26 protein-coding genes are annotated in these 25915 nt (G+C 51.8%); 19 read left to right on the top strand and 7 right to left on the bottom strand.

Annotated elements, in window-relative coordinates:
* Window positions 1-21: 21 nt before the first annotated feature.
* From CJO09_RS11320 to CJO09_RS11300, 5 genes are all read right to left on the bottom strand, one after another.
* Window positions 22-729: an ABC transporter ATP-binding protein gene (locus CJO09_RS11320; RefSeq protein WP_119442438.1), complete on the bottom strand. Its 708-nt coding sequence runs from the start codon at window positions 727-729 to the stop codon at window positions 22-24.
* Window positions 722-1474, bottom strand: coding sequence for an ABC transporter ATP-binding protein (locus CJO09_RS11315; protein WP_119442437.1), 753 nt, complete (start codon window positions 1472-1474; stop codon window positions 722-724). Before CJO09_RS11315 ends, CJO09_RS11320 begins: the two co-directional genes overlap by 8 nt.
* Entirely contained in the window at window positions 1471-2457 is a 987-nt protein-coding gene (locus tag CJO09_RS11310) for a branched-chain amino acid ABC transporter permease (protein WP_119442436.1), read from the bottom strand. Before CJO09_RS11310 ends, CJO09_RS11315 begins: the two co-directional genes overlap by 4 nt.
* Before the next feature lie 21 nt (window positions 2458-2478).
* The gene (locus CJO09_RS11305; protein ID WP_119442435.1) at window positions 2479-3354 is read right to left on the bottom strand and encodes a branched-chain amino acid ABC transporter permease; all 876 of its coding nucleotides are present in this window, start codon (window positions 3352-3354) and stop codon (window positions 2479-2481) included.
* Window positions 3355-3440: 86 nt separating this feature from the next.
* Window positions 3441-4640 (bottom strand): ABC transporter substrate-binding protein, encoded by a 1200-nt coding sequence (locus CJO09_RS11300; protein WP_119442434.1) that lies wholly within the window; start codon window positions 4638-4640, stop codon window positions 3441-3443.
* 207 nt (window positions 4641-4847) lie between these two features.
* On the opposite strand from CJO09_RS11300, the gene CJO09_RS11295 reads away from it, so the two are divergent.
* A complete protein-coding gene (locus CJO09_RS11295; RefSeq protein ID WP_119442433.1) occupies window positions 4848-5750 on the top strand; it encodes an alpha/beta hydrolase in 903 nt (300 codons plus the stop codon).
* Here CJO09_RS11295 and CJO09_RS11290 read toward each other — a convergent pair.
* Complete coding sequence (locus CJO09_RS11290) at window positions 5734-6846, bottom strand: NAD(P)-dependent alcohol dehydrogenase (protein WP_119442432.1); 1113 nt, start codon at window positions 6844-6846, stop codon at window positions 5734-5736. The genes CJO09_RS11295 and CJO09_RS11290 overlap by 17 nt on opposite strands.
* A 98-nt stretch (window positions 6847-6944) precedes the next feature.
* Between CJO09_RS11290 and CJO09_RS11285 the strand changes: the two genes are divergently transcribed.
* The 6 genes from CJO09_RS11285 to CJO09_RS11260 all read left to right on the top strand — a co-directional run bounded on the left by CJO09_RS11285 (window position 6945) and on the right by CJO09_RS11260 (window position 12722).
* A complete protein-coding gene (locus CJO09_RS11285; protein ID WP_119442431.1) occupies window positions 6945-7973 on the top strand; it encodes a carbon-nitrogen hydrolase family protein in 1029 nt (342 codons plus the stop codon).
* A gap of 180 nt (window positions 7974-8153) precedes the next feature.
* Window positions 8154-9311 (top strand): ABC transporter substrate-binding protein, encoded by a 1158-nt coding sequence (locus tag CJO09_RS11280; RefSeq protein ID WP_119442430.1) that lies wholly within the window; start codon window positions 8154-8156, stop codon window positions 9309-9311.
* A 100-nt stretch (window positions 9312-9411) separates the two neighbouring features.
* Entirely contained in the window at window positions 9412-10281 is an 870-nt protein-coding gene (locus tag CJO09_RS11275) for a branched-chain amino acid ABC transporter permease (RefSeq protein ID WP_119442429.1), read from the top strand.
* Window positions 10282-10286: 5 nt separating this feature from the next.
* The gene (locus CJO09_RS11270) at window positions 10287-11252 is read left to right on the top strand and encodes a branched-chain amino acid ABC transporter permease (RefSeq protein ID WP_119442428.1); all 966 of its coding nucleotides are present in this window, start codon (window positions 10287-10289) and stop codon (window positions 11250-11252) included.
* Window positions 11252-11995: an ABC transporter ATP-binding protein gene (locus CJO09_RS11265; RefSeq protein ID WP_119442427.1), complete on the top strand. Its 744-nt coding sequence runs from the start codon at window positions 11252-11254 to the stop codon at window positions 11993-11995. The genes CJO09_RS11270 and CJO09_RS11265 overlap by 1 nt, the downstream gene beginning before the upstream one ends.
* 13 nt (window positions 11996-12008) lie before the next feature.
* Window positions 12009-12722, top strand: coding sequence for an ABC transporter ATP-binding protein (locus tag CJO09_RS11260; protein ID WP_119442426.1), 714 nt, complete (start codon window positions 12009-12011; stop codon window positions 12720-12722).
* An 8-nt stretch (window positions 12723-12730) separates the two neighbouring features.
* Here CJO09_RS11260 and CJO09_RS11255 read toward each other — a convergent pair whose 3' ends face one another.
* Window positions 12731-13552, bottom strand: a complete 822-nt coding sequence (locus CJO09_RS11255; protein WP_119442567.1) for an IclR family transcriptional regulator domain-containing protein — start codon at window positions 13550-13552, stop codon at window positions 12731-12733.
* 155 nt (window positions 13553-13707) lie between these two features.
* On the opposite strand from CJO09_RS11255, the gene CJO09_RS11250 reads away from it, so the two are divergent.
* From CJO09_RS11250 to CJO09_RS11195, 12 genes are all read left to right on the top strand, one after another.
* Window positions 13708-14919 carry a cytochrome P450 gene (locus CJO09_RS11250; protein WP_119442425.1) on the top strand — a complete coding sequence of 404 codons (1212 nt, stop codon included), beginning with the start codon at window positions 13708-13710 and terminating at the stop codon, window positions 14917-14919.
* Window positions 14920-14961: 42 nt separating this feature from the next.
* On the top strand, window positions 14962-15285 hold the full coding sequence (locus CJO09_RS11245; RefSeq protein WP_119442424.1) for a 2Fe-2S iron-sulfur cluster-binding protein: 324 nt from the start codon (window positions 14962-14964) through the stop codon (window positions 15283-15285).
* A 36-nt stretch (window positions 15286-15321) separates the two neighbouring features.
* Window positions 15322-16077: an SDR family NAD(P)-dependent oxidoreductase gene (locus CJO09_RS11240; RefSeq protein ID WP_119442423.1), complete on the top strand. Its 756-nt coding sequence runs from the start codon at window positions 15322-15324 to the stop codon at window positions 16075-16077.
* A 15-nt stretch (window positions 16078-16092) separates the two neighbouring features.
* Window positions 16093-17523, top strand: a complete 1431-nt coding sequence (locus CJO09_RS11235) for an NAD-dependent succinate-semialdehyde dehydrogenase (protein ID WP_119442422.1) — start codon at window positions 16093-16095, stop codon at window positions 17521-17523.
* Between the two features lie 23 nt (window positions 17524-17546).
* Window positions 17547-18797, top strand: a complete 1251-nt coding sequence (locus tag CJO09_RS11230) for an aromatic ring-hydroxylating dioxygenase subunit alpha (protein ID WP_119442421.1) — start codon at window positions 17547-17549, stop codon at window positions 18795-18797.
* Between the two features lie 3 nt (window positions 18798-18800).
* Window positions 18801-19268: an aromatic-ring-hydroxylating dioxygenase subunit beta gene (locus tag CJO09_RS11225; protein WP_119442420.1), complete on the top strand. Its 468-nt coding sequence runs from the start codon at window positions 18801-18803 to the stop codon at window positions 19266-19268.
* Window positions 19269-19297: 29 nt separating this feature from the next.
* Complete coding sequence (locus tag CJO09_RS11220; RefSeq protein ID WP_119442419.1) at window positions 19298-20302, top strand: 2Fe-2S iron-sulfur cluster-binding protein; 1005 nt, start codon at window positions 19298-19300, stop codon at window positions 20300-20302.
* The gene (locus CJO09_RS11215) at window positions 20299-20775 is read left to right on the top strand and encodes an aromatic-ring-hydroxylating dioxygenase subunit beta (RefSeq protein WP_119442418.1); all 477 of its coding nucleotides are present in this window, start codon (window positions 20299-20301) and stop codon (window positions 20773-20775) included. Before CJO09_RS11220 ends, CJO09_RS11215 begins: the two co-directional genes overlap by 4 nt.
* Window positions 20776-20788: 13 nt before the next feature.
* On the top strand, window positions 20789-21772 hold the full coding sequence (locus CJO09_RS11210; RefSeq protein WP_119442417.1) for a PdxA family dehydrogenase: 984 nt from the start codon (window positions 20789-20791) through the stop codon (window positions 21770-21772).
* 31 nt (window positions 21773-21803) lie between these two features.
* Entirely contained in the window at window positions 21804-23375 is a 1572-nt protein-coding gene (locus tag CJO09_RS11205) for an amidase (RefSeq protein WP_119442416.1), read from the top strand.
* Between the two features lie 71 nt (window positions 23376-23446).
* On the top strand, window positions 23447-25048 hold the full coding sequence (locus CJO09_RS11200) for an amidase (RefSeq protein WP_119442415.1): 1602 nt from the start codon (window positions 23447-23449) through the stop codon (window positions 25046-25048).
* A 51-nt stretch (window positions 25049-25099) separates the two neighbouring features.
* Entirely contained in the window at window positions 25100-25912 is an 813-nt protein-coding gene (locus CJO09_RS11195) for a class I SAM-dependent methyltransferase (RefSeq protein WP_119442414.1), read from the top strand.
* Window positions 25913-25915: the final 3 nt, after the last annotated feature.

The following is a 25915-nucleotide window of genomic DNA, read 5'->3' as shown; positions in this document are numbered from 1 at the left end:
CAATGGTGGCTCAATGAGCGGTTACTCAGCCCCAAGGCCAATCAGTTCAGCCAGTTGATCGGGCTCGCGCAACAGATGTCGGCTTGGACCTTCCCAACGAATCATGCCGCGATCCAGCACAATGGCGCGCTCGGTTAATTCAAGCGCCAGCTCGGCATGTTGCTCAACCAAAATGATTCCCATACGTGAGTTTTGGCGCAGTTTACGGAAAGCATCAACCAGTCCGTCGACAATAATGGGTGCCAATCCTTCAAAAGGCTCGTCGAGCAACAGAACACGGGGGTTACCGATAAGGGCGCGGCCAATAGCCAGCATTTGTTGTTCGCCGCCCGAAAGCTGGTTGCCCATATTGCGCCGGCGTTCGGCCAAACGTGGAAATAGCTCGTAAATGCGGGCGGCATCCCACTCCCCCGGCTGTTGGGCGACACGCAGGTTCTCATGGACGGTAAGCGAGGGAAAAATTTCCCTTTCCTGGGGGACGAGCCCCAGGCCCGAGGTTGCACGTTCGTGGCTGGGCACTTTGCCGATGTCTTTACCTAAATACTGAAGGGTGCCGGAGTGCTGTGTGGTCAGACCCATAAGGGTGTTAAGCAGCGTGGATTTGCCCACACCGTTACGACCCAGAATGCTCAATGCTTCGCCTTCCTGCAAGCTTAAAGAGAGTCCTTCAATCACCACGGTTTCGCCGTATCCGGCATGTAAATCATTGACTTTCAATAGCTCAGCCATGGTGGCGTTCTCCCAGGTAAACGGCGCGAACACGCGGATCGCTTCGCACTTCTTTAACCGTCCCTTCGACGAGCACAGCGCCTTCAACCAGTACGGTAATGCGTTGCGCGAACCGGAAGACCAGGTCCATGTCGTGTTCAATGACCAGCACCGCGACGTCTTGTGGCAGGCGTTCGAGCAGGTCGAACAAACGCGCGCCTTCCGTTGAGGGGACGCCGGCGACCGGTTCGTCGAGCAGAAGTACGCTGGGCTTCAGTGCCAATGCCAGGGCGATCTCGATCAGCCGCCTTTGACCGTATGCGAGGTCGGTTACCGTTTTGTGCGCCAATGCCAGCAAACCGAGTGAGTACAGCAGTTGCGCGGCCTCATCCATCAGTTCTGCCGACTGGGTGATGCTGCCGAACAGACGTGCATCGCGCCCTTCGCGGGCGGTTAAAGCCAAGCCAATATTTTCGCCGACGGTAAGGTGGTTGAATAGGGAATTGATTTGGAATGTGCGCGCGAGGCCCATTTTTACGCGCTTCTCGGGTGACAAGCGGGTGATGTCGGTGCCGTTAAGCAGAATGTGTCCTTTGGATGGGTGTAGCAAACCGGTAATTTGATGGACCAGCGTGCTTTTGCCTGCACCGTTGGGTCCGATCAGGGCATGGCGTGCCCCTTTTTCCAGCTTTAAGCTCACATTCTGTGTGACCTGGAGTTGCCCGAACGCTTTGCTTAATCCTTGAAGCTCAAGTGCAGCTGTCATTTTGCGCTCCTTTTGCCGACGGTGCGGGATACCAGTCCGGCCAGGCCGTCGGGGGCGTAACGCACGATCAGAATCAAGACAATGCCCAGAACCGCTAACCAGTTGGTTGGGTCGATTGCCGCCGCGCGATCCGATAGCAGCACAAACAGAATGGCCCCGAAAATGGCGCCGTACAAGCGGCCGGGCCCGCCCAGGGCAAGCATCACCAGCACGTTGGCCGACAACGTAAAGGCCAGGGAATCAAGGCCGACGATGCGGTTGATTTGTGCCGACAAGGCCCCGGCAATGCCGGCGATAGCCGCTGAAATGGTGTAAAGCAGCCAAAGCCGGCGCTCAACCGGTACGCCCAGCATGCGCATGCGGATTTGGTTTTCCCGAATACCTTGCGCGGTTTGGCCAATAGACGCGTTCACCAATTTTTTCAACAGTGCGTAAACGAGTAGCAATACAACGCAGGCGTAAACAAAACCCGTAAAACCAAAAATGTCGAATTGGAACAGGCCCAGCACGGGGTCGACATCGTAGCCGGTGAGGCCGTCGTCGCCGTTTGTAATCGATTTGGCTACGTTGGCCAGTTCATACAATAAGCTGGCTACCGCCAGGGTAAGCATCAATTGCGTTAAGCCCTGGGTGCGCAGTACGGCAAACCCCGAGAGCAAGCCCGCCAATCCGGCGGCGATGGCACCAACCAGCAAGCCACTGATGGGCTCTGAGGAAACATGAAGTGCGTAAAGCGCCGCTGCATAGGCGCCGACGCCGAAGAATGCCGCGTGCCCTAACGATTCCACTCCGCCATACCCTTGAGCCAGGTCGAGCGACAGCGCAAAAATCGCCATAATGACCACCATGGCCGCCAGCGCTAAATAGTATTCGCCGAAAATCAAGGTAAGAATGGCGGCGGCGACCAGCGCGACATCGGCCAGGTTGTATCGTTGGCGGCGGAATGCGCCGACCACCAGGTTTCTGTTCGATTGAGTGTTCATGATGTCGTTTGCAATTCCGGGTTAGCCGGCACGGCCGACAAGGCCGCGCGGACGGGCCAGCAGGATGGCCAGGACGGCAAGATAAATAATGAATCCACCCAGTGCGGGGATGTAATAGCGCCCCATGGTGTCAATAAAACCCAGCAGGAGTGCTGAATACAGGGAGCCTTTCAAGCTGCCCAGGCCGCCCACTGCCACAACGATGAGTACCAGAACAAGGTATTTCAAGCCGTAGTAGGGTTCGAGCGGTAACATTTGTGTGCCAACGGCGCCACCCAATGCAGCCAGGCCGCAGCCGATGGCGAATGTTACGGAAAACACAAGCGGCACGTTAATGCCGACGCAGCGTGCCATGCGAGGGTTATCAACGGCCGCGCGCAAGCGCGCGCCGAAAGTGGTGTACTCAAGACATAGCCATAACGCTGCTGCAACCGCCACGCTTGTACCCAACACGAACAAGCGATAAGTGGAAATGCTCATGTCGCCGAACGACAACTGGCCAATCAACGAAGGGGGTAGCGTAATGGTTTGTATCTGGGGGCCGGCAAGGTTTTTAACCAGCGCGGTAATGACGAAAGTCATGCCGATGGTCATGAGCAGTTGCCCCAGTGGGTTCGACTTATAGACCCATTGATACAGGGTGCGCTCCATGGCCAGGCTGATAGCCATGGTGGCGACGACACTTAACGGCAGTGCCGCAAAAAAATGCATGCCGGTTGTTTGCATTAACCACAGCGCAATGAATCCACCAATCATGGCAAACGCGGAGTGGGTTAGGTTGACAACGCGCATCACGCCAAGCGTAATGGTGAGCCCCACCGAGATAAGGAAGAGCATCATCCCGTATGAAACGCCATCGATCGTTAGGATAAGGAAAGTGGAAAGCGCGTTTGGCATGGAGCGACTCGTTGGACTGGGCGTCGGGGGGAAAGCGGTAGGCAGGCTGCGACCCCAGTTTTTCGGGGCCGCAGTTACGGCATGGTTTATTTCTTTTGCATTGCATGCCAGGGTTCTACGACATTTTCGTAGGTGAAGATGGGAACGTTACCCATTAAGCCGCCTTCAACCGGTTTGACTTCGCGAATGTAGATGTTTTGCGTGATTTCACGTGTTTCAGGGTCGATTGAAACAGGGCCGCGAGGGCTTTCCCAGCTATAGCCTTTAATGGCGGCCATGGCCGCTTCGCCGTCTCTCTTGCCGTCGGTTGCCTTGATCATTTCAGCAATAACGTGCATGGCATCGTAAGCACCCATCGAGGCCAGGCTGGGGATGGCGTCGGGGCCGAACTGAGCTTTATAGCGTTTGACGAAGTCTTTGTTTTTGGGGGTATCGAGGTAAGGCGAGTAGTTCAGTGCTGTGATGATGCCCGCTGCCGACTTGCCAATGGCGGGCAGGTCGGATTCCTGGGTTTCAGCACCGGCATACAGCGTAATGCCTTCGTCGCCCAGGCCACGTGCCTGGAATGCCTTGATGAAACCTGCAGACATCGGCCCGACCGGCATGAACATGAACACGTGTTTAACACCGGAGTCGGCGACGCGTTGCAAGTACGTTGAGAAGTCGGTGGTACCCAGTGGCACTTTGATGTTTTCCAGAATCTTGCCGCCTTGCTCGGTAAAAGCGGTGTCGAACGCGTTGGCAATATCGGTGCCGGGCGCGTAGTCGGCCGTGACAGAGACGGCTTCACGGGCGCCTTGTTCGTAAGCCCATTTCATGAGCGGCACACAGTACGCCCAGGAGGTGTAGCCGACCCGGACAAAATACGGGGTTTTGTCGGTAATGCTGGAAGTCGCGCCGTTAATGAATACGTAAGGCGTTTTGGTTTGGTCAACGACATCGGCGGTACCCATAACCGTGGGGGTAAATACGCCGCCGGTTAGGTATTGAACCTTGTCGCGAATAACAAGTTCTTGAGCCAACTGACGGGCGCGCTGCGGGTTCACACCCCCTTCATCGCGCTTCTCGATGACAATGGTGTGGTCACCGACTTTTCCGCCGGTTTCGGCCATGAACATTTCCACGCCACGGTCATACTCCTGGCCCCACCATGAGTAGGTACCGGAATACTGGCTTAATAGGCCAACCTTGATTTCATCGGCCTGCACGGCGGAAGCAAACAATGAGCCGACAACGGCCAGTGCTGCGGTACCGATGGTTAATCGTTTACCAAGAAAAGAGGGCATGAAACATCTCCGAATGTAGTTATTAATATCAATGACTTCCAAATTACTTTGGAGCGGTTTATATCCTTGCATCAGATGGCTTGAATAACCAGTGCTAATCATTACCTTACCTAGTCGTTATAGTTATATTGAAATAATTTAATCAGGTTTCCGTACTTTTAAGCGTATCGTGGCCGGTTTGGCGCAACCGCATCAGGGGACGGTAGAATGCAGCCTTTGAAGCAAAGCAGTGGTTTGACTGGGAGCACGGGCAAAATGCACGTCGACAAGATTGAATACGATCAAAACGGCTATGGACTCGATATCTTGCGGGCGGAAGTGAATTACCGGCCGGCCTGGGGTGAACGAAGCGCAGTATTTCGGGAAAAGGCGCGTTGCCTGCTGGACGTGTCATACGGGCATGGTAGCCGTGGCACGCTCGACTGCTTTCTTGCCGACAACGGCTTACACGCCCCGACATTGATTTTTATTCATGGCGGTTATTGGCATAAGGGCGATAAATCGTTTTATAGCTACGTGGCCGAACCATTTGTGGCGCGCGGCGTGTCGTGCATTACCATCAATTATGATTTTTGCCCGAATGTGCGCATGACCGACATCGTGCAGCAAGTGAGGGTGGCGATGGCCTGGATCTGGCGCAATGCTGAGGCGCTGGGCGTATCGCGCAAGTTGTTTGTATCCGGCCATTCGGCGGGTGGGCATTTAACCGCCATGATGATGGCCACCGATTGGGCATCGTACGACTCTAACCTGCCTTCCAGTTTGTTTCTTGGGGGGGTTCCGGTTTCGGGCTTGCATGATTTGCGGCCGCTGGTCGATATTCCGTTAAATGATGTATTGCGTATGGATGCAGAAGAAGCAACGGCGATCAGCCCGGTGAATCTGCCGCTACGCAGCAATGCGCCGCAACTGGTGGTGTGCGGTCAGGCGGAGTCGGACGCTTTCAATGCGCAGTCCGACTTATATGTGTCAACGTTTGAAAGCCCCGATCGTCGGCTGGAGCGTTACGCTGTTCCGGGGGCGAATCATTTCGATGTCATGAATGCCTTTGCCGATCCTGAACATCCGTTTTTTCAGAAAATGCTGGCTTTGATCACGGCTCGGGGCTGATGCGGATAACCGGTTTGATGGTGGTGCCGGCATGCATGTCTGCCATGGCCTGGTTAATGTCGGCAAAGTCATAAAAGCGAATGAGTTTGTCGAACGGAAAGCGGCCTTGCTTGAACAGTTCTATAAGCTTCGGAATAAAGATTTCGGGCACGCTGTCACCTTGGTGGATGCCTCGTACCGAGCGACCGCCGCGCACTAGGTCAAGAATATTGGCGTGAATGTCAGCCCCAGAAACAGTATTCACCAAACCGCATACACCAAAGGCGGCCAGTGCTGCCACCGCTTGCTTAATTAGGCCGTCATGGCCGGTGGTGTCGAGGATGGCATTGAATCCCTGTGGGGCAATGGCTTGTAGTTGGCTCAGCAGGTCGCCGTCGGTGCTCTTTAACGTGTGGGTTGCGCCTAATTGTTCGGCTAATGCCAGCCGATTCGCCTGCAGGTCAACCGCCACAATGGTGGCGGCACCCGCCACATGGGCGGCCATAACACCGGCCAACCCAACAGAGCCGCTACCCAGCACGGCGACGCGATCGCCTGCACCTACTTTAAGTGAGTTAATCATCGCCCCTGCGCCCGTTTGAATACCGCAGCCTAGCGGGCCAAGCAATGATAATGGCAACGTGCGGTCAACCGGAACGACATTACGCTCTGTGCAGATGCTATAGCCGGCAAACGACGACTGGCCGAAAAAATGACTGTGAATCACTTCGCCGTTGCAGCTTAGTGCGGTGGAGCCATCGGCGCGCGCGCCGGAAAAAGCGTGTCGACGCAGGAACTGGCAGTAGGCTGCATGGCCTTGGGTGCAATTGGGACACGCGCCGCATGAGTCGAATGTAATCACCACGTGATCACCTGGCTGCACTTTCTTTACCGATTTTCCAACACGCTCTACCACCCCCGCGCCCTCATGGCCCAGCACAATAGGCTTGGGCACACGGTCGGGCGCGTTGCGCATGTGCAAGTCGCTGTGGCAAATGCCGGTTGCCACAATGCGAACCAGCACTTCGTTGTCGCGCGGGTCTTCAAGCTCAAGCGTTTCAAGTGAAAAGGGTTGCCCGGTAATGCGACTCACCGCAGCCGTAATGGTTGTGCTCATAATCTTGTTTAAGTTTCTCAAATGGGTTATATGCTAGTGCAGTATTGTTATAAAACGCGTGCAATGTATAGCACGGTGCTAATTCAAAAGGAGGCAAAATGGCTGATACTTTTCCGAAATTTCGTGCGGCGGCAGTGCATGCGGCATCGGTATTCCTGAACCGGGAAGCGTCAATTGAAAAGGCATGTCGCTTAATTGAGGAGTCGGCCGAGCAGGGCGCGGACTTGGTGGCATTTCCCGAAACCTTTGTGCCTGGTTATCCGTTCTGGATCTGGACGCATACGCCTACGCGGGGTGCGCCACTGTATTACGAGCTTTTCACAAATAGTGTTGAAGTAGGTACCGAAGCCACCGACCGCATCGGCGCGGCGGCCCGACGTGCCGGTGTGTATGTGGTGCTGGGCGTATCGGAACGCGATGGCGGTACGCTGTACAACACCCAACTGTATTTCGATCGCACCGGTGCCATTATGGGGCGGCATCGCAAACTGCAGCCCACGCACGTTGAGCGCACTATCTGGGGCCGCGGGGATGGCTCCGATCTTCCCGTATTCGATACGGATATTGGCCGAATGGGTGGGTTGATTTGTTGGGAACACACCATGGATCTTGCGCGTTATGCGCTCATTAGCCAGCGCCAGCAAATTCATATCGGGTGCTGGCCCGGTATTTCGGCGCTCACGCACGATCCCAATTCCGGTTTCTTTAACAACGTAGTGGAAACGGCGGCACGCTACCATGCCTGGGCGGGGCAATGCTTTGTGGTGAATGCCAGTTCGCGGATTGATGATGAGGTGCTCAAGCGGCTTGACTTGGTTGACCAGCCGGACATGATTCGCACGGGCGGTGGCTGGAGCGCGATTGTGTCGCCAACCGGACGTATGTTGGCCGGGCCGAATACCGATGACGAAACCATCCTGGTTGCCGATGTGGACTTATCTGAAATAGTGTTCCTGAAGTATGCATGCGATTCGGCGGGGCATTATTCGCGACCCGACATGTTGCGATTGGCTACTAACTTAACGCCGCAGCCGGTTACGCAACCGTTTGGAGTACAGGGCTCTGCATGGACCGAGGTAGCGGTTGTGAAAACTGAGATGAACAAAATCGAGGAGGATGCCACATAAGATTGTTCGCATAGCGCATAAATGTTCCGAAATCGTTGACACTAAAAAGTGGCGAAACATACACTTTGAACCTGTTAGCGCCCCCTGAAGCACGAGCTATACGATAGAAGCACTACAAGAATAGACACTATTTGAGGGCGATTAGCGGTATTGAACTTAATAAATTGAGGAGACACATTTATGCGACGCAAATTTTCATTACGTTTGCTAGCAGCAGTTGCACTGACTTGCACGTCTGTTGGGGCGTATGCTGCCGACGACGTGAAAGTCGGGCTGATGTTGCCATATTCCGGGACGTTCGCCGAGTTGGGTCAAAATATTACTAATGGTTTTAAGCTGGCGATTGATCAGAAGGGTGGAAAAATCGCAGGCCGGACCATCGAGTATGTTGAGTTGGACGATGAGTCGGCTCCTGCGAAGGCAAACGAGAACGCCAATAAATTGATCCGTCGCGACAATGTCGATGTACTTGTGGGTACGGTGCATTCTGGTGTTGCGTTAACGATGGCGCGCGTGGCCAAGAACACGGGTGCGCTAATGATTATTCCCAATGCTGGCGCAAACGAGTTAACCGGCGCCTTATGTTCACCAAACATCTTCAGAGCTTCTTTCTCTAATTGGCAAGCTGGCTATGCTGTTGGTGCATTAATGGCTCAAAAACATAAAACCGCTGTTTCTTTGGCGTGGAATTACGCAGCCGGAGACGAGCAAACAGCGGGCTTCAAGGAAGCCTTCGAGGCGGGTGGCGGTAAGGTGCTGAAGCATCTGTCTCTTCCTTTCCCCAATACTGAGTTCCAGCCATTGCTCACGGAAATTGCAACACTTCAACCCGATGCTGTTTATGCATTTGTGGCAGGCGCTGCTCAGGTGAAATTAACAAAAGACTACGAAGCATCGGGCTTGAAAGACAAGATCCCTTTATATGGTGCATTCCTCACAGAGGGTACGCTCGAGGCGCAAGGAAGTTCTGCACAGGGGATGCTGACGGCATTGCATTACGCCGATGGATTGGATAACCCCAAAAATCAGGCCTTTATCGAGGCATACAAGAAGGCCCATGGCGAAACCCCTGATGTGTTTGCGGTACAGGGTTATGATTCTGCGCAGTTGTTCATCGCGGGCCTTGAGGCAGTCAACGGGGATACCTCCAAGAAAGAAGACATGATTCGCGCGATGGAAAACGCTAAGCTTGATAGTCCTCGCGGGCCCCTGTCATTTTCCAAATCACATAACCCTGTCATGAATATGTATATTCGTGAAGCACGTGGTGATCAGAATGTCATGGTGGGTATTGCTGTGGAAGCGCTGGCTGACCCTTCCCCTGATTGCAAACGGTAACATCTTAACGGCTACTCCTTGACAAGCGGTCGTCTTAAAACGGCGGTCGTTTGTCTTTTTGTTTGCTTGAAACACCCGATTAAAAATCGAAGAATCTATTATGGATATATTGTTAGGGTCACTATTAATCCAGGCATTGAACGCAATTCAGTATGGATTGCTTTTGTTTCTAATAGCAAGTGGCCTTACGCTTATATTTGGTGTGATGGGCGTTATTAATATTGCGCATGGCAGTTTCTATATGATGGGTGCATATTTTGCGTTCACCATAACTGGCCTTACAGGAAATTTTTTCGTCGCAGTAATATTGGGGGCAATTTTAAGCGTCATCATTGGCGCCCTTCTGGAGTGGGCATTATTTAAGCACCTTTATAAAAGAGATCACCTTGAGCAGGTTCTCTTGAGCTATGGCTTGATTTTGATATTTGAAGAGCTGCGCAGCATTTTCGTCGGTGACGAAGTTCACTCCATTGATGTCCCCGCTTGGCTGAATTTCTCCATACCGCTCGGAGACATTATGTCTTACCCGTTCTATCGCCTGTTTATGTCCGGGGTGTGCGTTTTGGTCGCCATTGGTATGTATATATTAATTAACCGAACGCGCATCGGGTCGATGATTCGAGCGGGGGCGACAAATAGTGGTATGGCTGAAGTTCTGGGAGTCAATATCAGCATGGTCAATCGTCTCGTGTTTTCTCTCGGGGTAGGGCTTGCCGCGTTCGCGGGCATGATCAACGCGCCGGCCTCGGCGGTTGCGCCAGGGATGGGCATGGAAGTGTTGATTGTAAGTTTTGTCGTGGTTGTGATAGGGGGAATCGGTTCTGTTTGGGGTGCCTTGTTTGCGGCTATGGTCATTGCATTTGCAGACACTTTTGGCAGCGTGTTTTTCCCGAGTGTAGCGGGGATGCTGACCTACATAATTATGGCCATGGTTTTATTGTGGCGACCTGACGGAATTTTTAAGCGGTGAGACTGATGGTAGAAAGCAAAAATAAATATGTGCTTTTGGCGGTGATGTTTATCGCTTTATTGTTGTTCCCGACGCTTGGGTTTGATTTCTACAATGACATGGTGTCCCGAATCGTGATACTAGCGTTATTTGCAGTCAGCCTGGATTTGCTGGTGGGGTACGCGGGTTTAATCAGCTTTGGGCATGCGGCATGGTTTGGAGTAGGCGCATATGCGTTTGCGCTCCTTTCCACTCATTATCAAGTTACCGACAGTTTTTGGATCACGTTGCCCGTTGCGCTGATCGCCGCAGCAGTACTTTCCTTTATCGTTGGCTTGTTTGTTTTAAGGACCAAGGGCATTTATTTCATCATGGTGACTTTGGCATTTGCGCAAGTGTTTTATTTTCTTGTGCATGATGTTCCAGCCATTGGTGGAAGTACGGATGGTTTGAATCTCTATGCGCGGCCTACGTTGGAAATAGGTAATTGGGTTTTGCTGGATTTGGAAAACCCTCTGACCATGTATTACTTCATTTTGGCAGCGCTGTTTTTCTCTGTTGTTTTATTGTGGTTTTTCTTGAGGTCACCTTTAGGGCGCGCGGTGCAGGGTATAAAAATAAATGAGCATCGAATGCTGTCAATTGGTTTTCCTGTTTTTCGTTATAAGTTGATTGTTTTTGTCATTGCAAGCGTTTTTGCTTCTTTGGCTGGTTACTTGTTTGCTGCCCAAAGTTACGGTGTTAATCCGGAGCTTTTGTCCTGGCATAAATCGGCAGATGTCCTGCTTATGTTGATATTTGGTGGTATGGGTCAATTTGTTGGCGGCATAGTGGGGGCGTTCGCCTTCATTTTGCTTAAAGACGTTTTCATGACATATACCGATTGGTGGCAACTGTGGCTTGGCATAACGATTGTATTATTTGTTTTGTTCTTGCCGGGTGGATTGGCTTCGTTACCCAGCCGGTTTAAAGCACTTGTTGGGAAAGCGTAATGAACGATGTGTTGCTAAGAGCAGAAAATGTATCCAAGCATTTTGGGGGTCTGGTTGCGAACGACAATGTGTCGTTGTCTGTTTATAAAGGTAAAACGCATGCGATTCTCGGCCCGAATGGTGCTGGAAAATCGACCCTGATCAATATGTTGTCCGGCGACTTAACCTGCTCAAGTGGCTCGGTGTTTTTGGGTAATCTCGATGTGACACATTTGCAACCAAATGAGCGTTCTCTGCTGGGAATTGGTCGCAGCTATCAGAAAACCAATATCTTTCCGACGTTTACGGTGCTGGAGAATTGTCGTTTGGCCGCGCAATCTCGTGAGCCCCGCTTAGGCGCCGTTTTTTCTAGCGCGAGCAATTATGAGCCCTATAAGAATCTTGCTGAGAAAGCGATTTGGGAAACAGGATTAGAGGGTTATGAAAGCCGGGTTGCCAGTGCATTATCTCATGGTGAGCAAAGGCAGCTTGAGTTAGCGATTGTTCTTGCGACGCAACCGAGCGTTTTGTTGCTCGATGAGCCGCTCGCAGGAATGGGTTCGGAAGAGTCTTTTCAAATGATCGATCTGCTTAAAAAGCTTGTAAAGACACATGGTATTTTGCTGGTGGAGCATGATATGGATGCCGTATTTGCCATTGCAGACATTATTACGGTGATGGTAAATGGATCTGTCCTGATGACGGACACGCCCGATCGGGTACGTGCCAGCGCCGAGGTTCAGCAAGCTTATTTCGGACACTAAAGGTTGATGCAATATGTCAGAAGCATTAGTGAGTGCTCATGGAATTCATTCATATTATGGCCAGAGCCATATTTTGCACGGGATAGACTTCACGATCTCGCGTGGTGAAACCGTTGGGCTGATGGGCCGCAACGGTATGGGTAAATCCACGTTGATAAAAAGTTTGGTTGGTGTGGTGCGGCCGCGGGAGGGAGAGGTTTTTGTTAAGGGTAGGTCAGGCAAGAGTATGCCTACCTATAAGGTAGCATGCATGGGGATAGCCTACGTTCCTGAAGGGCGTGGTATCTTTCCCAACTTGTCGGTGAAAGAGAATCTATTGCTCGGAGCGCGTCCGGGATCAGATGGGCGTCTTGACTGGACTTATGACAGGGTTCTAGACTCTTTTCCGCGATTAAGGGAGCGGCTGAGTAATGGTGGCGCTCAGTTATCGGGGGGGGAGCAACAAATGCTGAGTATTGGGCGAGCCTTGATGACTAACCCGGATTTGTTAATTCTGGATGAAGCTACTGAAGGATTGGCGCCCTTAATTGCCAAGGAAATTTGGCGGATCATAGCAGCTATTCGAGAGTCTGGTATCGCGACGATAATCGTTGACAAGAATTTTGAGGCGATTACAGAAATCAGTACACGAAACCTGATTATGGTCAAAGGTATGATTGTTTTTGAGGGTTCAAGTTCAGAGTTATTGTCTGACGCCGACAGGCTTAAAACCCTTCTTGGTGTGTAAGATACTTATTAGATCAACGATGCAACCATCCACCGTGCTCTTTCAAGTTCGGGCAGCAGGTTTTCGATCATGTTCTCAAGGCTTCGTCTTGACGTCGAGCTGACGATGCTGATTGATCCAATGGTTTGGCCTTTTTGGTCTCTAACCGGTACAGCAAGTGATCGGACACCCAGCTCCAGTTCCTCATCACTGATCGCGTAGCCGACTCTTCGTACTTCATTCAAGTATGACATTAACGTGGGGATGTCGATGCGCGTATTGGGCGTGAGCTTCTGACGAGGCTTTCGCTCGAGGCGGGTTTTTGCTTCGTCGGGGTCAAGGTCTGCTAGCAATACCCTACCAGTTGCCGCACAGTAGGCAGGCAGTCTCGAACCAAGTCCCAATCCGTTTGAAAGGCTTCTGCGGGTTGCTGCTCTTGCCACGAACACGGCGTCGGAACCATCCAGAACGGCAAAGGAGCTCGACTCATTCGTCCGTTCGCTAATTGCTTCAAGTGTGGGCTGAATTGTGCGTGCTAAAGCGGTTGATGTTAAATAAGCATGGCCGAGCCTAAGTACCCGGGGTGCAAGACGGAACAGCTTGTCGTCGCATTCCACATAACCTAATTTTTGTAGGGTTAATAGAGACCTTCTGGCCGAGGCACGTGAATGGCCAGTAATCTCGGCAGCTTCACTCAACGTAAGGGGCGTGTTTTTAATACCGAAAGCCTCGATGATTGAAAGGCCTTTTTCGAGCCCGGCGACGTACTCTTTATCTTCATTTGATCTGTCTTTTGGGAGATGGGTATCTTGTTGGGTGTTTACGTCGTTGTGATGAGTTGACTTAGCCACGTCCTCGCCTTTATTCGCTATGCGCACAAAATGATCGATTTCTTTGACGGCAAGTATATCCTTCCCTAAACTTGTGCGCAATAAATAGGCAATGGTAGTGCGAATGCTTAACGCAAAGTGCTGCGGAAGTTATTCAGCTAGGAGGAGACGAACGCATGGTTAGTTTGGCCACTTTTACAAAGGATACAGTACCCGTTACTGATTTTGATCCATACGCGGAGGAGGTTCTGATTGATCCTTATCCTTATTATGAGCAGCTTCGAGAAGCTGGGCCCGTTGTGTTGCTGGAGCGCTACGGTGCTTATGCGCTAGGCCGACACGATGAGGTGCATGCAGTCTTGTCTGATGCGCATACATTTTGCTCCGGCGCAGGGGTGGGGCTAACTAACTTCAATACTGAAAAGCCATGGCGCAAACCGAGCATTATCTTGGAGGCTGATCCACCTCATCACGCAAGAACGCGTAAGGTTGTGGCCAGAGTATTATCGCCAGCGTCGATTGGAAGATTGCGCGAAACGTTCGAGGCTGAAGCTGACGCTTTGGTAGACAAGATTATTCAAATGGGACATTTCGACGCCGCAAAAGATTTTAGTGAAGCTTACCCGCTCAAAGTATTTGCAGATGCGGTTGGATTACCTGCCGAGGGAAGGGAGAATTTACTGCCTTATGGTGATATGGTGTTCAACGGATTTGGCCCTATGAATGAGCGCTTCACTTCTCGCTTGGCTAAAGCTGAAGAGTCGGTGAAGTGGATCAACAATGTATGCCAAAGAGAAAATCTGACTCCCAATGGTTTGGGTTCTGACCTTTATAAAGCGGCGGATGCGGGAGAAATAACCCATGAAGAAGCAGGAATGCTGGTACGCACGCTGCTTTCTGCAGGGCTTGATACCACCGTATTTACGCTTTGCAATGCAATGCTTTGTTTCGCCAAGTATCCCGACCAATACGAAGTTCTCAGAGAAAACCCGCAGTTGGCTCGGCAGGCGATTGAGGAAGTCATTCGGTTCGAGCCGACTTTTCATTCATTTTATCGGACAACCACCAAGCCGGTAGAGGTGGCGGGCATAGAAATGGATGCGAACCAGAAAATTTGCGTGTTTGTTGGCTCTGCAAATAGGGATCCCCGGCGCTGGACAGACCCCGATAAGTTCGATGTGTCAAGAAAAGCAACGGGTCACATCGGGTTTGGAACTGGTATCCATGGGTGTGCGGGCCAAATGATGGCGCGATTAGAGGGCGATATCCTTCTGCGTGCGTTCGCGAAAAAAGTACGTTCAATCGAACTGATGGGCGAACCCGTGCGACATTACAACAACACCGTCCGAGGATTCAAGCAAATCCCGGCACGTGTAGTAGCGCTATAGAGCAGCACCATTTCTTATTACTGATTCAGCAAGAAGAGAGATATGACAAAAGTAACTTATGTTCAACCCGATGGTAGCCGAGACGTTATTGAGGTTGCACCGGGGGTCACCGTTATGCAAGCCGCAGTTTCCAATTCAGTTGACGGCATTGTGGCGGAGTGTGGTGGCTCTGCAATGTGTGCGACCTGTCACGTTTTTGTCGATCCGGCATCGACACATTTGGTGCCGCCGATCGCGGATGTTGAAGTGGAAATGATCGAAAGTGCCGCGAGTGAGCGCAAAGAGACTAGTCGTCTGTCCTGTCAACTTGTTATGTCAGGCGATATAGATGAGTTCGTTGTGCATATACCGTCTCATCAGGTTTAACCATTCGATCAAAGAGCATTAATTTGAGTTAAGAAAATGAAAGAAAGTTCAAAAGTAGTGATTGTTACGGGCGGTGCAAGTGGTATTGGGTTCAAATTCGCGCAAAGTTTGTCGTCAGAGGGCCACAAGATCGTTATTGCAGACTTGAACGGAAGTGAAGAGGCGGCAAACAGTCTTATTGATCAGGGCAGCGATGCGCTTGGTGTAAAGGTCGATGTTGTCAATAGCGATGATGTTAACAATATGGTTAAGCAGTCGTTGGTGAAATTCGGGCGAATCGATGCGTTAGTAAACAATGCAGGGCTCTTTACCAATTTGACCTTGCGTCCATTCGAGGAGATCTCAAATGAGGAATGGATGAGGGTGATGGAGGTCAATACTCTGGGTCCGTTCATATGCGCTAAAGCAGTGGCTCCATCCATGCGTGAGAACAGTTGGGGGAGGATCGTTAATATTGCGTCCACTGTCCCCATTAAAGGGCCTCCTAATATGTCGCATTATGTTGCGAGCAAGGGTGCGGTCATTGCCTTTACCCGTTCGCTGGCCCGCGAGCTGGGTGGTGCAGGTATTACTGTCAATGCAATTGCGCCAGGTTTTACGCTGTCTGATGGTGTGTTGAAAAACGACCTGCATTCGCAAATGGGTGACGTAACGCGCAAGCTTTCGCGTTCGATTCAACGAGATCAAGTTCCTGAGGACTTGACGGGCGCACTCAACTTCCTGATCTCGGATGCCGCTGGATTCATTACCGGACAGACTTTGGCAGTCGACGGTGGCTCTGTGTTCCTTTAAAACCAGGGATTAAATATGTACACAGAACTTTCGTTGTATATCGATGGCCATTTTATTGGTGCTGATCAAAGGGATTGCCTGGACGTCGTGAATCCGGCTACTGAGGAGGTGATCGGAAAGTTGCCAACGGCGACGGCTAAGGATCTGGATTTGGCACTTGGTGCAGCACATAAGGCATATCAGTCGTGGCGTCGTTCCTCTCCTCTCGAGCGGTCAAAAATATTGCGCAAGGTGGCCGAATTAACACGTGAACGGGTCGATGAAATAGCGCGCAATATAACCCTTGATATGGGTAAGCCTTTGGCAGAAGCACGGATAGAGATTTTGAACTGTGCAGAACAAGCTGAATGGCATGCTGAGGAATGCCGGCGGATATATGGGCGCACTATTCCGCCAAGGGTTGAGGGGGTCAGGCAGTTCGTGACGAAAGAGCCCGTAGGGGTTTGTGTTGCTTTCACTCCATGGAACTTTCCCTACAACCAAGCGATACGCAAAATGGTTGCTGCCTTGGGGGCAGGTTGCACTCTGGTTCTAAAAGGGCCGGAAGATGCGCCTAGTGCGGTTGTTGCGCTTGCGCAGATATTTGAAGATGCTGGCCTGCCGCCAGGTTGTCTCAATATTGTGTGGGGTAACCCACCGGAAGTGTCACAGCATTTGCTTACTTCGCCAATCGTTCGGAAGGTTTCGTTCACTGGGTCGGTTCCTGTGGGTAAACACTTGGCGTCGTTGGCCGGTGCACACATGAAACGGATCACCATGGAGTTGGGAGGTCATTCACCGGTTGTCGTATTCGACGATGCAGATATTGACGCTGCAGTTGCACTGTTGGTGAGTTTGAAAATGCGAAATGCTGGTCAAGTATGTATTGCGCCTAGTCGTTTTTACATTCAAAAGCCGGTTTATCAAAGTTTTATTGATAAATTTTGCAGTGCAATAGCGGATTTGCGCGTTGGTGATGGACTGGACCCAGCCACAAAGATGGGGCCGTTGGCGCATCGGCGTCGTGTCGAAGCAATGCAGCATTTGGTCGACGACGCGACAAAACGTGGTGCACAGGTTGTCGCAGCTCAGCCCGCAAATTTTGAGAAAGGCTATTTTTTCAGCCCTACGGTTTTAGCTGATGTAAGTGATGATGCTGACATTATGGTCAATGAACCATTTGGCCCCGTTGTTCCGATTACGCATTTTGACACGATTGACGACGTGCTCAGGCGAGCAAATAGCCTTCCGTATGGTTTGGCGTCATACGTTTTCACAAAATCTTTAAAACGAGCCAGTTTTATGTCGACAAACCTTGAGGCGGGCATGGTCAACGTTAATCACTTTGGTATAGCGTTGGCAGAAACACCTTTGGGCGGCGTCAAAGATAGTGGCATTGGTAGCGAAGGTGGGACAGAAACTTTCGATGGCTACGTTGTTACCAAGTTTGTCACTGAGGCATGTTGATAAATTGTTGAGCAGAGTCGTAAATGAACAAATTAGAGTTTGAAAACAATCATACGAGCCTGAAGTGGGATGAAGATACGTCTCACATTCCTTACTGGGTATATCAGCATCCCGAGATCTTGAGGCAAGAACAGGAAAAGATTTATCAGGGGCCTACCTGGGGGTATTTGTGTCTTGAGGCTGAGATTCCCAATGCTGGTGATTACATCACTACTTTTGTAGGTGAAATGCCGGTTGTGGTTACGAGGGACCAGGATGGCGAAATTTATGCCTTTGAAAATAGATGTGCTCATCGAGGAGCGCTTATAGCGATCACTGATAGTGGGAACGCGTCTGAATTGACATGTGTTTACCATGCCTGGAGTTATGACTTATCCGGTAGCCTCAAAGGAATCGCTTTTCAGAATGGGGTTGGCGGAAAAGGTGGAATGCCTGCAGACTTTCAGAAAGAACACTATGATCCGCGCAAACTGCGTGTTGCCACTGTTTGCGGAATTGTGTTTGGTAGTCTGGATGAAGATGTACCTTCAATTGAGGATTATCTGGGTGAGGAAATTCTGGGTCGAATCGAACGAGTGTTGCATAAGCCGATTCGTGTATTGGGAAAATTTAAACAAATGCTTCCCAACAATTGGAAGCTGTACTTTGAAAATGTAAAAGATACTTACCATGCGAGCTTGTTGCATGTGTTTTTCACGACATTCAAAATCAATCGTTTATCTCAACGAGGTGGGGTTATCGTTAGTGATACCGGCGCTCATCACGTAAGTTACTCGGTCATTGATAAAAAGAGTTCCGAAAGTGAGGAATATCAGAAAGAAAAGCTTAGATCAGATAAAGATGATTATCGGTTAGCGGACCCCAGCTTGCTTGAAGGTGTGGATGAGTTCGGTGATGGCGTCACCTTGCAGATATTGTCGGTATTTCCAGGGTTTGTTTTGCAGCAAATTCAAAATAGCATCGCGGTTCGGCAAATTCTTCCAAAAGGCGTTGAGTCAACCGAGCTGAACTGGACATACATCGGTTTTGAAGACGATAGTGCCGAACTAGAAGAAATGCGGCTAAAGCAGTCCAATTTGATTGGTGCTTCAGGGTTTGTATCGATGGAGGATGGAGCGGTTGGCGGTTTCGTTCAAAGAGGCATTCAATGTGCCTCCGACCAATATAGCGTCGTGCAAATGGGGGGGGTCAATATTGAAAGCGCAGATTATCGTGCGACGGAAACATCGGTGCGAGGGTTCTGGCACGCTTATAGAAGTCATATGGGGCTTTAACGCATGAGTGAATCTATTTTTGAAGAAATTAACAAGTTTAATACCGCTTATGCCGCATGCATAGACGGTGACCGGCTTGAGGCGTGGCCAAACTTTTTTATTGATCATTGCCTGTACAAGGTGACCACCGTTGAAAATTATGAGGCTGGTCGGCCCGCCGGGTTGATATACGCCAATAGTAAAGGGATGCTCAGCGACCGCATTAGTGCCCTTAGAGAGGCGAACATATACGAAAGCCATCGCTACCGCCATTTAATCGGCATGCCGCTTATCGAAGACGGTCAGGAAGTGATCGCTTGCGAAACCGCGTTTTTTGTAAGTCGCATCATGCGGGGTGGCGAAATCAGCATGTTCGCAACCGGGAAATATGTTGATGAGTTAGTCCGAACAGCTTCGGGGATTCGACTCAAGAAGCGTGTAGTGGTTTGCGACAGTATTAGCATTGATACTTTGCTGGCCATCCCTTTGTAAGATGTTTGTGCAAGGAATAAGCAAGGCTCATGACTAAAGTGATCGTTGATGGTACGGATATTGTTTTTGAGTGCGAGAGCGGTCAAACAATTCTCGAATCGGCCAAGCGGGCTGGATACGCGTTACCTTATTCGTGCCGTAATGGCGTGTGCGGGAGTTGCAAAGGTGTTGTTAAAGAAGGCAGCATTGCGTTTGACAGGGAGCCGGGTGCTCTGACTGACGAAGAGAGATCGAATGGCTGGACTTTATTTTGTCAGGCCCGGGCTGAAACCGATTTAACAATTCAAGTGACATCCATTGACCGTATGGATCCCGATGCGGTCAAGAAAGTCCGCGCCAAACTTTACAAACTTGATCGAGTTACTGACGACGTCAGTATTCTGAGTTTGCGCTTTCCCGCGGGTGTTAGGGTGAAATTTAAAGCGGGGCAGTACCTTAATATCCAACTACAAGAAGGCGGTTTTCGAAGTTACTCGATGGCAAGCCCTTCGCATCAAACGGATTCTGTTCAATTGCATGTAAGACACGTTCCCGGAGGGGCGTTCTCTTCTTATCTTGAGGAAACGGCGTGCGTTGGTGATTACCTTAGTATAGAGCTTCCTCTTGGCAGTTTCTATCTTCGAGAGATTAGCAAGCCGTTGTTGTTTGTTGTAAGCGGAACCGGGTTTGCACCAGTTAAGTCAATCATCGAAACGCTTATGAAATCGGGCTTCCCCTCAGTACCCGTGTATTTATATTGGGGTGGGCGCCGAAAGGTGGATATCTATTTGGCCAGCCTCGCGCAAAAGTGGGCGAGCCGCTTTCCTAATTTTACGTTTGTTCCCGTGCTGTCTGAAGAGAAAAATGGTGTCGACCGCGAAGGTTTGGTGCACAACGCGGTTATGGACGATTTTGCAAGCCTGGAGAGCGTTGATGTATATGTATGTGGCGTTCCGGCAATGGTTAATGCGGCTCGAAAGGATTTCATGCAGCTCAGGGATCTACCCGGCAACAGTTTTTATTGCGATGCTTTTGTCATGTCGTCGGAATTATGAGCGCTACACAAGTACATATCAATGAGCTGAGTCAGTTAAATGCTCGCTACGTCGCCAGCCTCGATGAGGATAATCTCGAGATATGGCCACGTTTTTTTACTGAGCAATGTCTGTACAAAATTACGACAGCTGAAAATTATCAAAAGCAAAGGCCTGCAGTTCTTATTTATGCCGATAGCCGAAATATGTTGCATGATCGTGTGAATGCCCTGCGGGAGGCCAACATATATGAGCGCCATCGCTACAGGCATATCGTTGGAACACCATTGATTAATAGTGTTGGCGAAAGAACCATCCAAGCGGAAACGCCATTTCTGGTTACCCGAACGATGCGTACGGGTGAAATGAGCTTGTTTGCATCAGGTAAGTACGTTGACCAGTTATTGATACAAGGCAGCGAACTGGCCATTGAAAAACGCCAGGTGGTTTGCGACAGTATTGCGATTGACACCCTGTTGGCGATTCCCCTGTAACCATGAGACGTAGATGAACCCTTGTATTGCGATTGCGATTGGCGACCCCAACGGGATTGGGCCTGAAATTGCGGTGAAAGCCGCTTTGTCGCTGCAAGGGCGGGGTGCGCAGCCTGTGTTGGTTGGGGATGCGCATGTGATTGCGCATTACCTGACGCAATACGATAAGGATTGCGCGCTTCTAAGTTTCTCCCAATGGTGCAAAGGGGAGGCTTCAACTGAGAGGTGTCTGGTTTATGAGCCGGTGCAGGCTTTGTCTGCCGCCTGTTTTAAGCCCGGCGAGGTTTCGGCTGCAGCCGGCGAGGCAACCGTTGCATACGTGTGTAAAGCGGTTGAACTGGCCCAAAGCGGCCGGGTTGAAGCCGTTATTGGTTGCCCTCATTCTGAAACCGCCGTTCATCAGGCCGGTATTGCGTTTTCCGGTTATCCGGGGCTAATTGCCCGCTTAACCGGTACCCCCGCCGATAAAGTCTTTCTTATGCTGGTCGCGGGTGGGTTACGTATTGCCCATGTCACTCTGCATGAAAGTGTACAGTCTGCCCTGGCCAGAATGACACCGGAACTGTTTGAAAGTGCGGCTGTTGCGGCAATCGAGGCAACAAAAGGTTTGGGTGTGCAAGCGCCGCATCTGGCTGTTATGGGAATTAACCCTCATGCCGGCGAGGGGGGCTTGTTTGGCCGGGAAGATGAGTGTATTGCGGTACCCATGGTGCAACGTTTAATTGACCAAGGTTATGTCGTTAGCGGGCCGGTGGGTGCCGATGTTTTGCTTGCGCATCGCCGTCACGATGTGTACCTGGCTCCGTTTCATGATCAGGGCCATATTCCAATCAAACTGTTGAGCCCTTTGCGTGCCAGTGCGCTTACTATTGGCACACCTGTGCGCTTTTCCAGTGTTGGTCATGGTTCTGCTCATGATATTGCAGGCAAGGGCATCGCCGATCCGGCTTCAGTGATTGAAACCTTCGCTTTATTAAGTGCGAACGGCGCTGCTTAATCCAGGCGGCTTTATTCAGGAGACACATCGCATGACCCGCGTTCCCTTCGATCTCAAAACGCTTGGGGATTATGTTTCAAGCGCAACGCAGCTTTTCGATGTGGCCCATCCGGAACAACAGCCGGCTTGGGTGGCGCGTTTGGGTATGCACTTGCCTGACATGCAGCGAATCAGCTCGGCGGCTTGTTTTTATGATGCCGACCCGATTGGTTTGCCGACATCGGCACGCGCCGGCGTGTGCGCGACCGCCACGTTGGGCGTTGAGTCGTTGGCGCAGCGTGCGTTCGGCCTCGACGCATCGTCTTTCAGCGCCGTCAATAATGTTGAACAAGGCTTGGCGCAGATTCAGTCGCGTCCCGAATTGAATGCTTTTCAGCATATTGCGGCGGAGTCGGCTTACGAAAAAGCCCGTTTGGTTGACGCGTTTCGTTCGCGATCGCAACAGGAGGGTGTCTTGGCCGGGGTGACGCTGGCGATTAAAGATTGCTTTGAAGTGCAGGGTATGCCGATGACGTCGGGAACGCGGGCAATACCGGCGTTTACCCCGGATAGCAGCGCACCGTGTGTTACGCGTCTGGAGGCGGCAGGGGCGATTGTGCTGGGGATGACAACCATGCATGAACTTGCCTATGGCGCGACAACCGATAATCCGCATGTTGGCCGGGTGGGTCATCCTGCCGACCCAGAGCGGGTCCCCGGCGGTTCCAGCGGGGGGTCGGCGGTGGCGGTGGCAACCGGCATGGCGGATGCGGCTTTGGGCACCGACACCGCCGGTTCAGTGCGTATGCCGGCTGCCTTGTGCGGCATTGTTGGATTCAAACCCAGTTATGGTTTGATTTCGTGCGATGGCATGTTGCCGTTGGGATGGTCGCTTGACCATGTCGGCGTTTTTGCAAAAACAGTGGAACAAGCGGCTGTACTCACCGACATTATGACGGGGTCTGCGTGCACGGCACCGCGGCTGGCGCAACCGTTGGCGTTGCCGAATGTGCAGGTTGTGATTCCCGAGAACTTTTTTTTCGATATTCTCGATCCGGGCGTGGCCAAGGCCTTTAACAATGTAGTTGAACAGTTACGTAATGAAGGTGTGGATGTATTGCGCGCCACTGTGCCCGAGCTTGATTTGGCGCCCACACTTCAGTTCATGACGCTGTGTGCCGAGGCAGGTCAGTTGCACCTTGATCGGGCGCTTTTGCATCCCGAGGGTTTGGGCGAGGAAGTGCGAACACGCCTTGAGGCCGGTCAATTTATCAGGGCGGTTGATTACATTAAGGCGCAGCGCTTACGTAACCAGTTACGCCAGTCTTTAACGACATTACTGGATGGCCCCCGTGTATTGCTCACGCCAACCGTGCCGGTGGGGGCGCCCAAACTGGCGCGCCATATCGACGTTGGGGGTACGTCATTGCCGATTCACCCGGCGTTAACGCGGCTAACCATGCCTTTTAACTTAACAGGAATGCCCGCTATTTCAATTCCCTGCGGTACCGATGCCGACGGCTTTCCGGTTGGCTTGCAAATAGCGGCACCGTGCGGCGATGATGCGTTTCTATTGCAAGTGGCGCACGGCTTTGCCGGCATACTGGAGCGCCAGGCCTGTTGATAAGACTTGAAAGCCGTTCCTGATTGTGTAACGCTTTGGTCGCTACCTAAAACGATATCAGGAGACCCCGTATGGCTGGCCAGGCACCATTGGAACGAGCAGACGCATTACGTCGCTATATTGCTGCCGCATCAGAGTTTTATCAACTGCATCATAGCGACCGGTTGGATGATTGGTGTGCGCGTATTGAGCGTAACCTTTCTGATAACGACAAGCTCGCGGCATTGTCTTGCCGCGCCAGCGACCCTTTTGGTTTACCCCAGGCCGGTGCAAGGTCTGACTTGTTTCGGGCGCGTGTTGCGGGTGGCACTCAAGCAGATGAGTTGATCAAGAAAGGTCGTTTGGCGGCACATGTGGCCCGCATTAAAGAGGGCCGGCTGGATCCGGTTGAGCATGTTCAGGCTTGCCTCGACCGTATCAAGGCGCGGTCTGACTTGAATGCGTTTTTGTTTGTTGATCATGAGGGGGCGCTGACCAAAGCGCAAGAATTACAGCGGCAGATTCAAGCCGGTCGGCATTGTGGCCCGATGGCGGGTGTTGTGGTGGCGGTGAAAGATTGCATTCCGGTGGCGGGTTTGCCGATGCGGGCCGGCTCTGAGTCTCTGGCATCGGTTGTGCCGCAAGAAAGTGCGCCTTGTGTTGTCGCCCTTGAATCTGCCGGAGCGATTGTTATTGGCATGACCAATCTGCATGAACTTTGTTATGGCGGAGTGTCTGACAACCCGCATTACGGTTCGGTGGGACATCCACAGGATTCGACCCGTTCGCCGGGTGGCTCCAGCGGAGGTTCGGCCGTGGCTTTGGCAACGGGGATGGCGGATATTGCCTTGGGCACGGATACCGCCGGCTCGGCGCGCATGCCGGCGGCGATGTGCGGCGTGGTGGGTTACAAAGGCTCTTACGACCTCGTTTCGCGCGAAGACTTAGTGCCATTGGCGTGGTCCCTAGACCACGTGGGGGTGTTCGCTCATACAACGGTTGATGCCGCCTGGGTCACGGCGATAATGTCAGGGCACGACGCACAGTCGTATTGGCAACCTTTGCAATTTGGCAGTGCTTCTCAGCTGAGGCTGTTTTGCCCCACCAATTACAGTTTTGATCTGATCGAGCCGAGTGTGCTGACCGCGTTCGAGTCAGCGCTGGCGCGTCTTGAGTCGGCGGGCGTGAAAATTGAACGTGGTGTGTTGCCGGCGCTCGATATGTCACCCACTTTGCAGCATTTCACGATGGCGTCGGAAGCCACACAGGCACACGAAGAGTTGGGCTTGCAGCAGGCGCATGTCATGGGTCGGGAAGTGCGCACCCGTCTTGAAGCGGGCCAGTTTATTCGTGCTATTGATTATATTAAGGCGCAGCGTTTGCGCCGCGTGCTGGCCGAGGCACTTGAGGCTCCTTTACTGAATGGGGCGGATGCCATTGTGACCCCCACCACCGTAACCGGTGCGTGTGATCCGCAGGCGGTGCTGGAAAGTCATGGGAAATCCATACCGCTGCGATCGGTTTTGACGCGTTTGACACTGCCGTTCAATTTAACCGGGGTGCCGGCAATTTCCTTACCTTGCGGGCGCGATGCCGAGGGCTTTCCGGTGGGGTTGCAGCTGGCCGGGTTAAAAGGGGGCGATGCATTGCTTTTGCAGGCGGCGCACCAATGCGAAACAGTGCTCCAGGTGTAAGTCTGGGTGTATAGTTGTTTTGATAGGAAAACCAATGGGAAAAGAAGCAAAATGAGAAAGTGGTTATTGGCCGTGTTGCCCTTTGTTGCCGGGCTGGTGTTCAGCGCACCTGCGTATGCCGACACCGCGTTGAAAGCTGCCGTTAACAGCGACCAGCGCCTGGAAAAGAACACCGCGCGTGATGCTTGGCGCAACCCATACGAAACGCTGATGTTCTTCGGTATTCAACCCAATATGACAGTGGTGGAGTTAACCCCCGGCGGCGGCTGGTATACCGAAATTCTGGCGCCGTATTTGCGCGACAAAGGTCAATATATTGCAGGGGTTTATAACCCTGAATCAAGCCGCGCGAATTATCGGCGCTATGCGGCTGTTTTCCAGGAAAAACTCGCAAGTAAGCCAGCCCTTTTCGATCGAGCCAAGGTCACGGTTTTCGAGCCGCCCGAGCAGCTTCAGTATGCCAAGCCCGGTTCTGCCGATATGGTATTGACGTTTCGCAATTTGCATAACTGGATGAGTTATGGCGAGCCGGTCATGCGTGATATTTTCCGCAGTGCCTATACCGCTTTGAAACCCGGCGGTGTTTTCGGCGTGGTTGAGCACCGTTTGCCTGAAGATCGTGAGCAAGACGCCACGGCAAGTTCGGGCTACATGCATGAGTCGTATGTCATCAAAATGGCTGAAAGCGTGGGTTTTCGTCTGGCTGAAAAGTCCGAGGTAAATGCGAATCCAAAAGATACGGCCGATCACCCTGGCGGTGTTTGGGCCTTGCCCCCCAGTTTGCGCAATAAAGAAGCGAATCGCGACAAATACCTGGCCATTGGCGAGAGCGACCGCATGACGCTGAAGTTTGTTAAGCCGTAAAAA

This window comes from Neopusillimonas maritima (assembly GCF_003576595.1).
Taxonomy (GTDB): Bacteria; Pseudomonadota; Gammaproteobacteria; order Burkholderiales; family Burkholderiaceae_B; genus Neopusillimonas; species Neopusillimonas maritima.
Note: the sequence above shows the minus strand (reverse complement) of the source record. Positions and strands in the feature narration are given on the sequence as shown.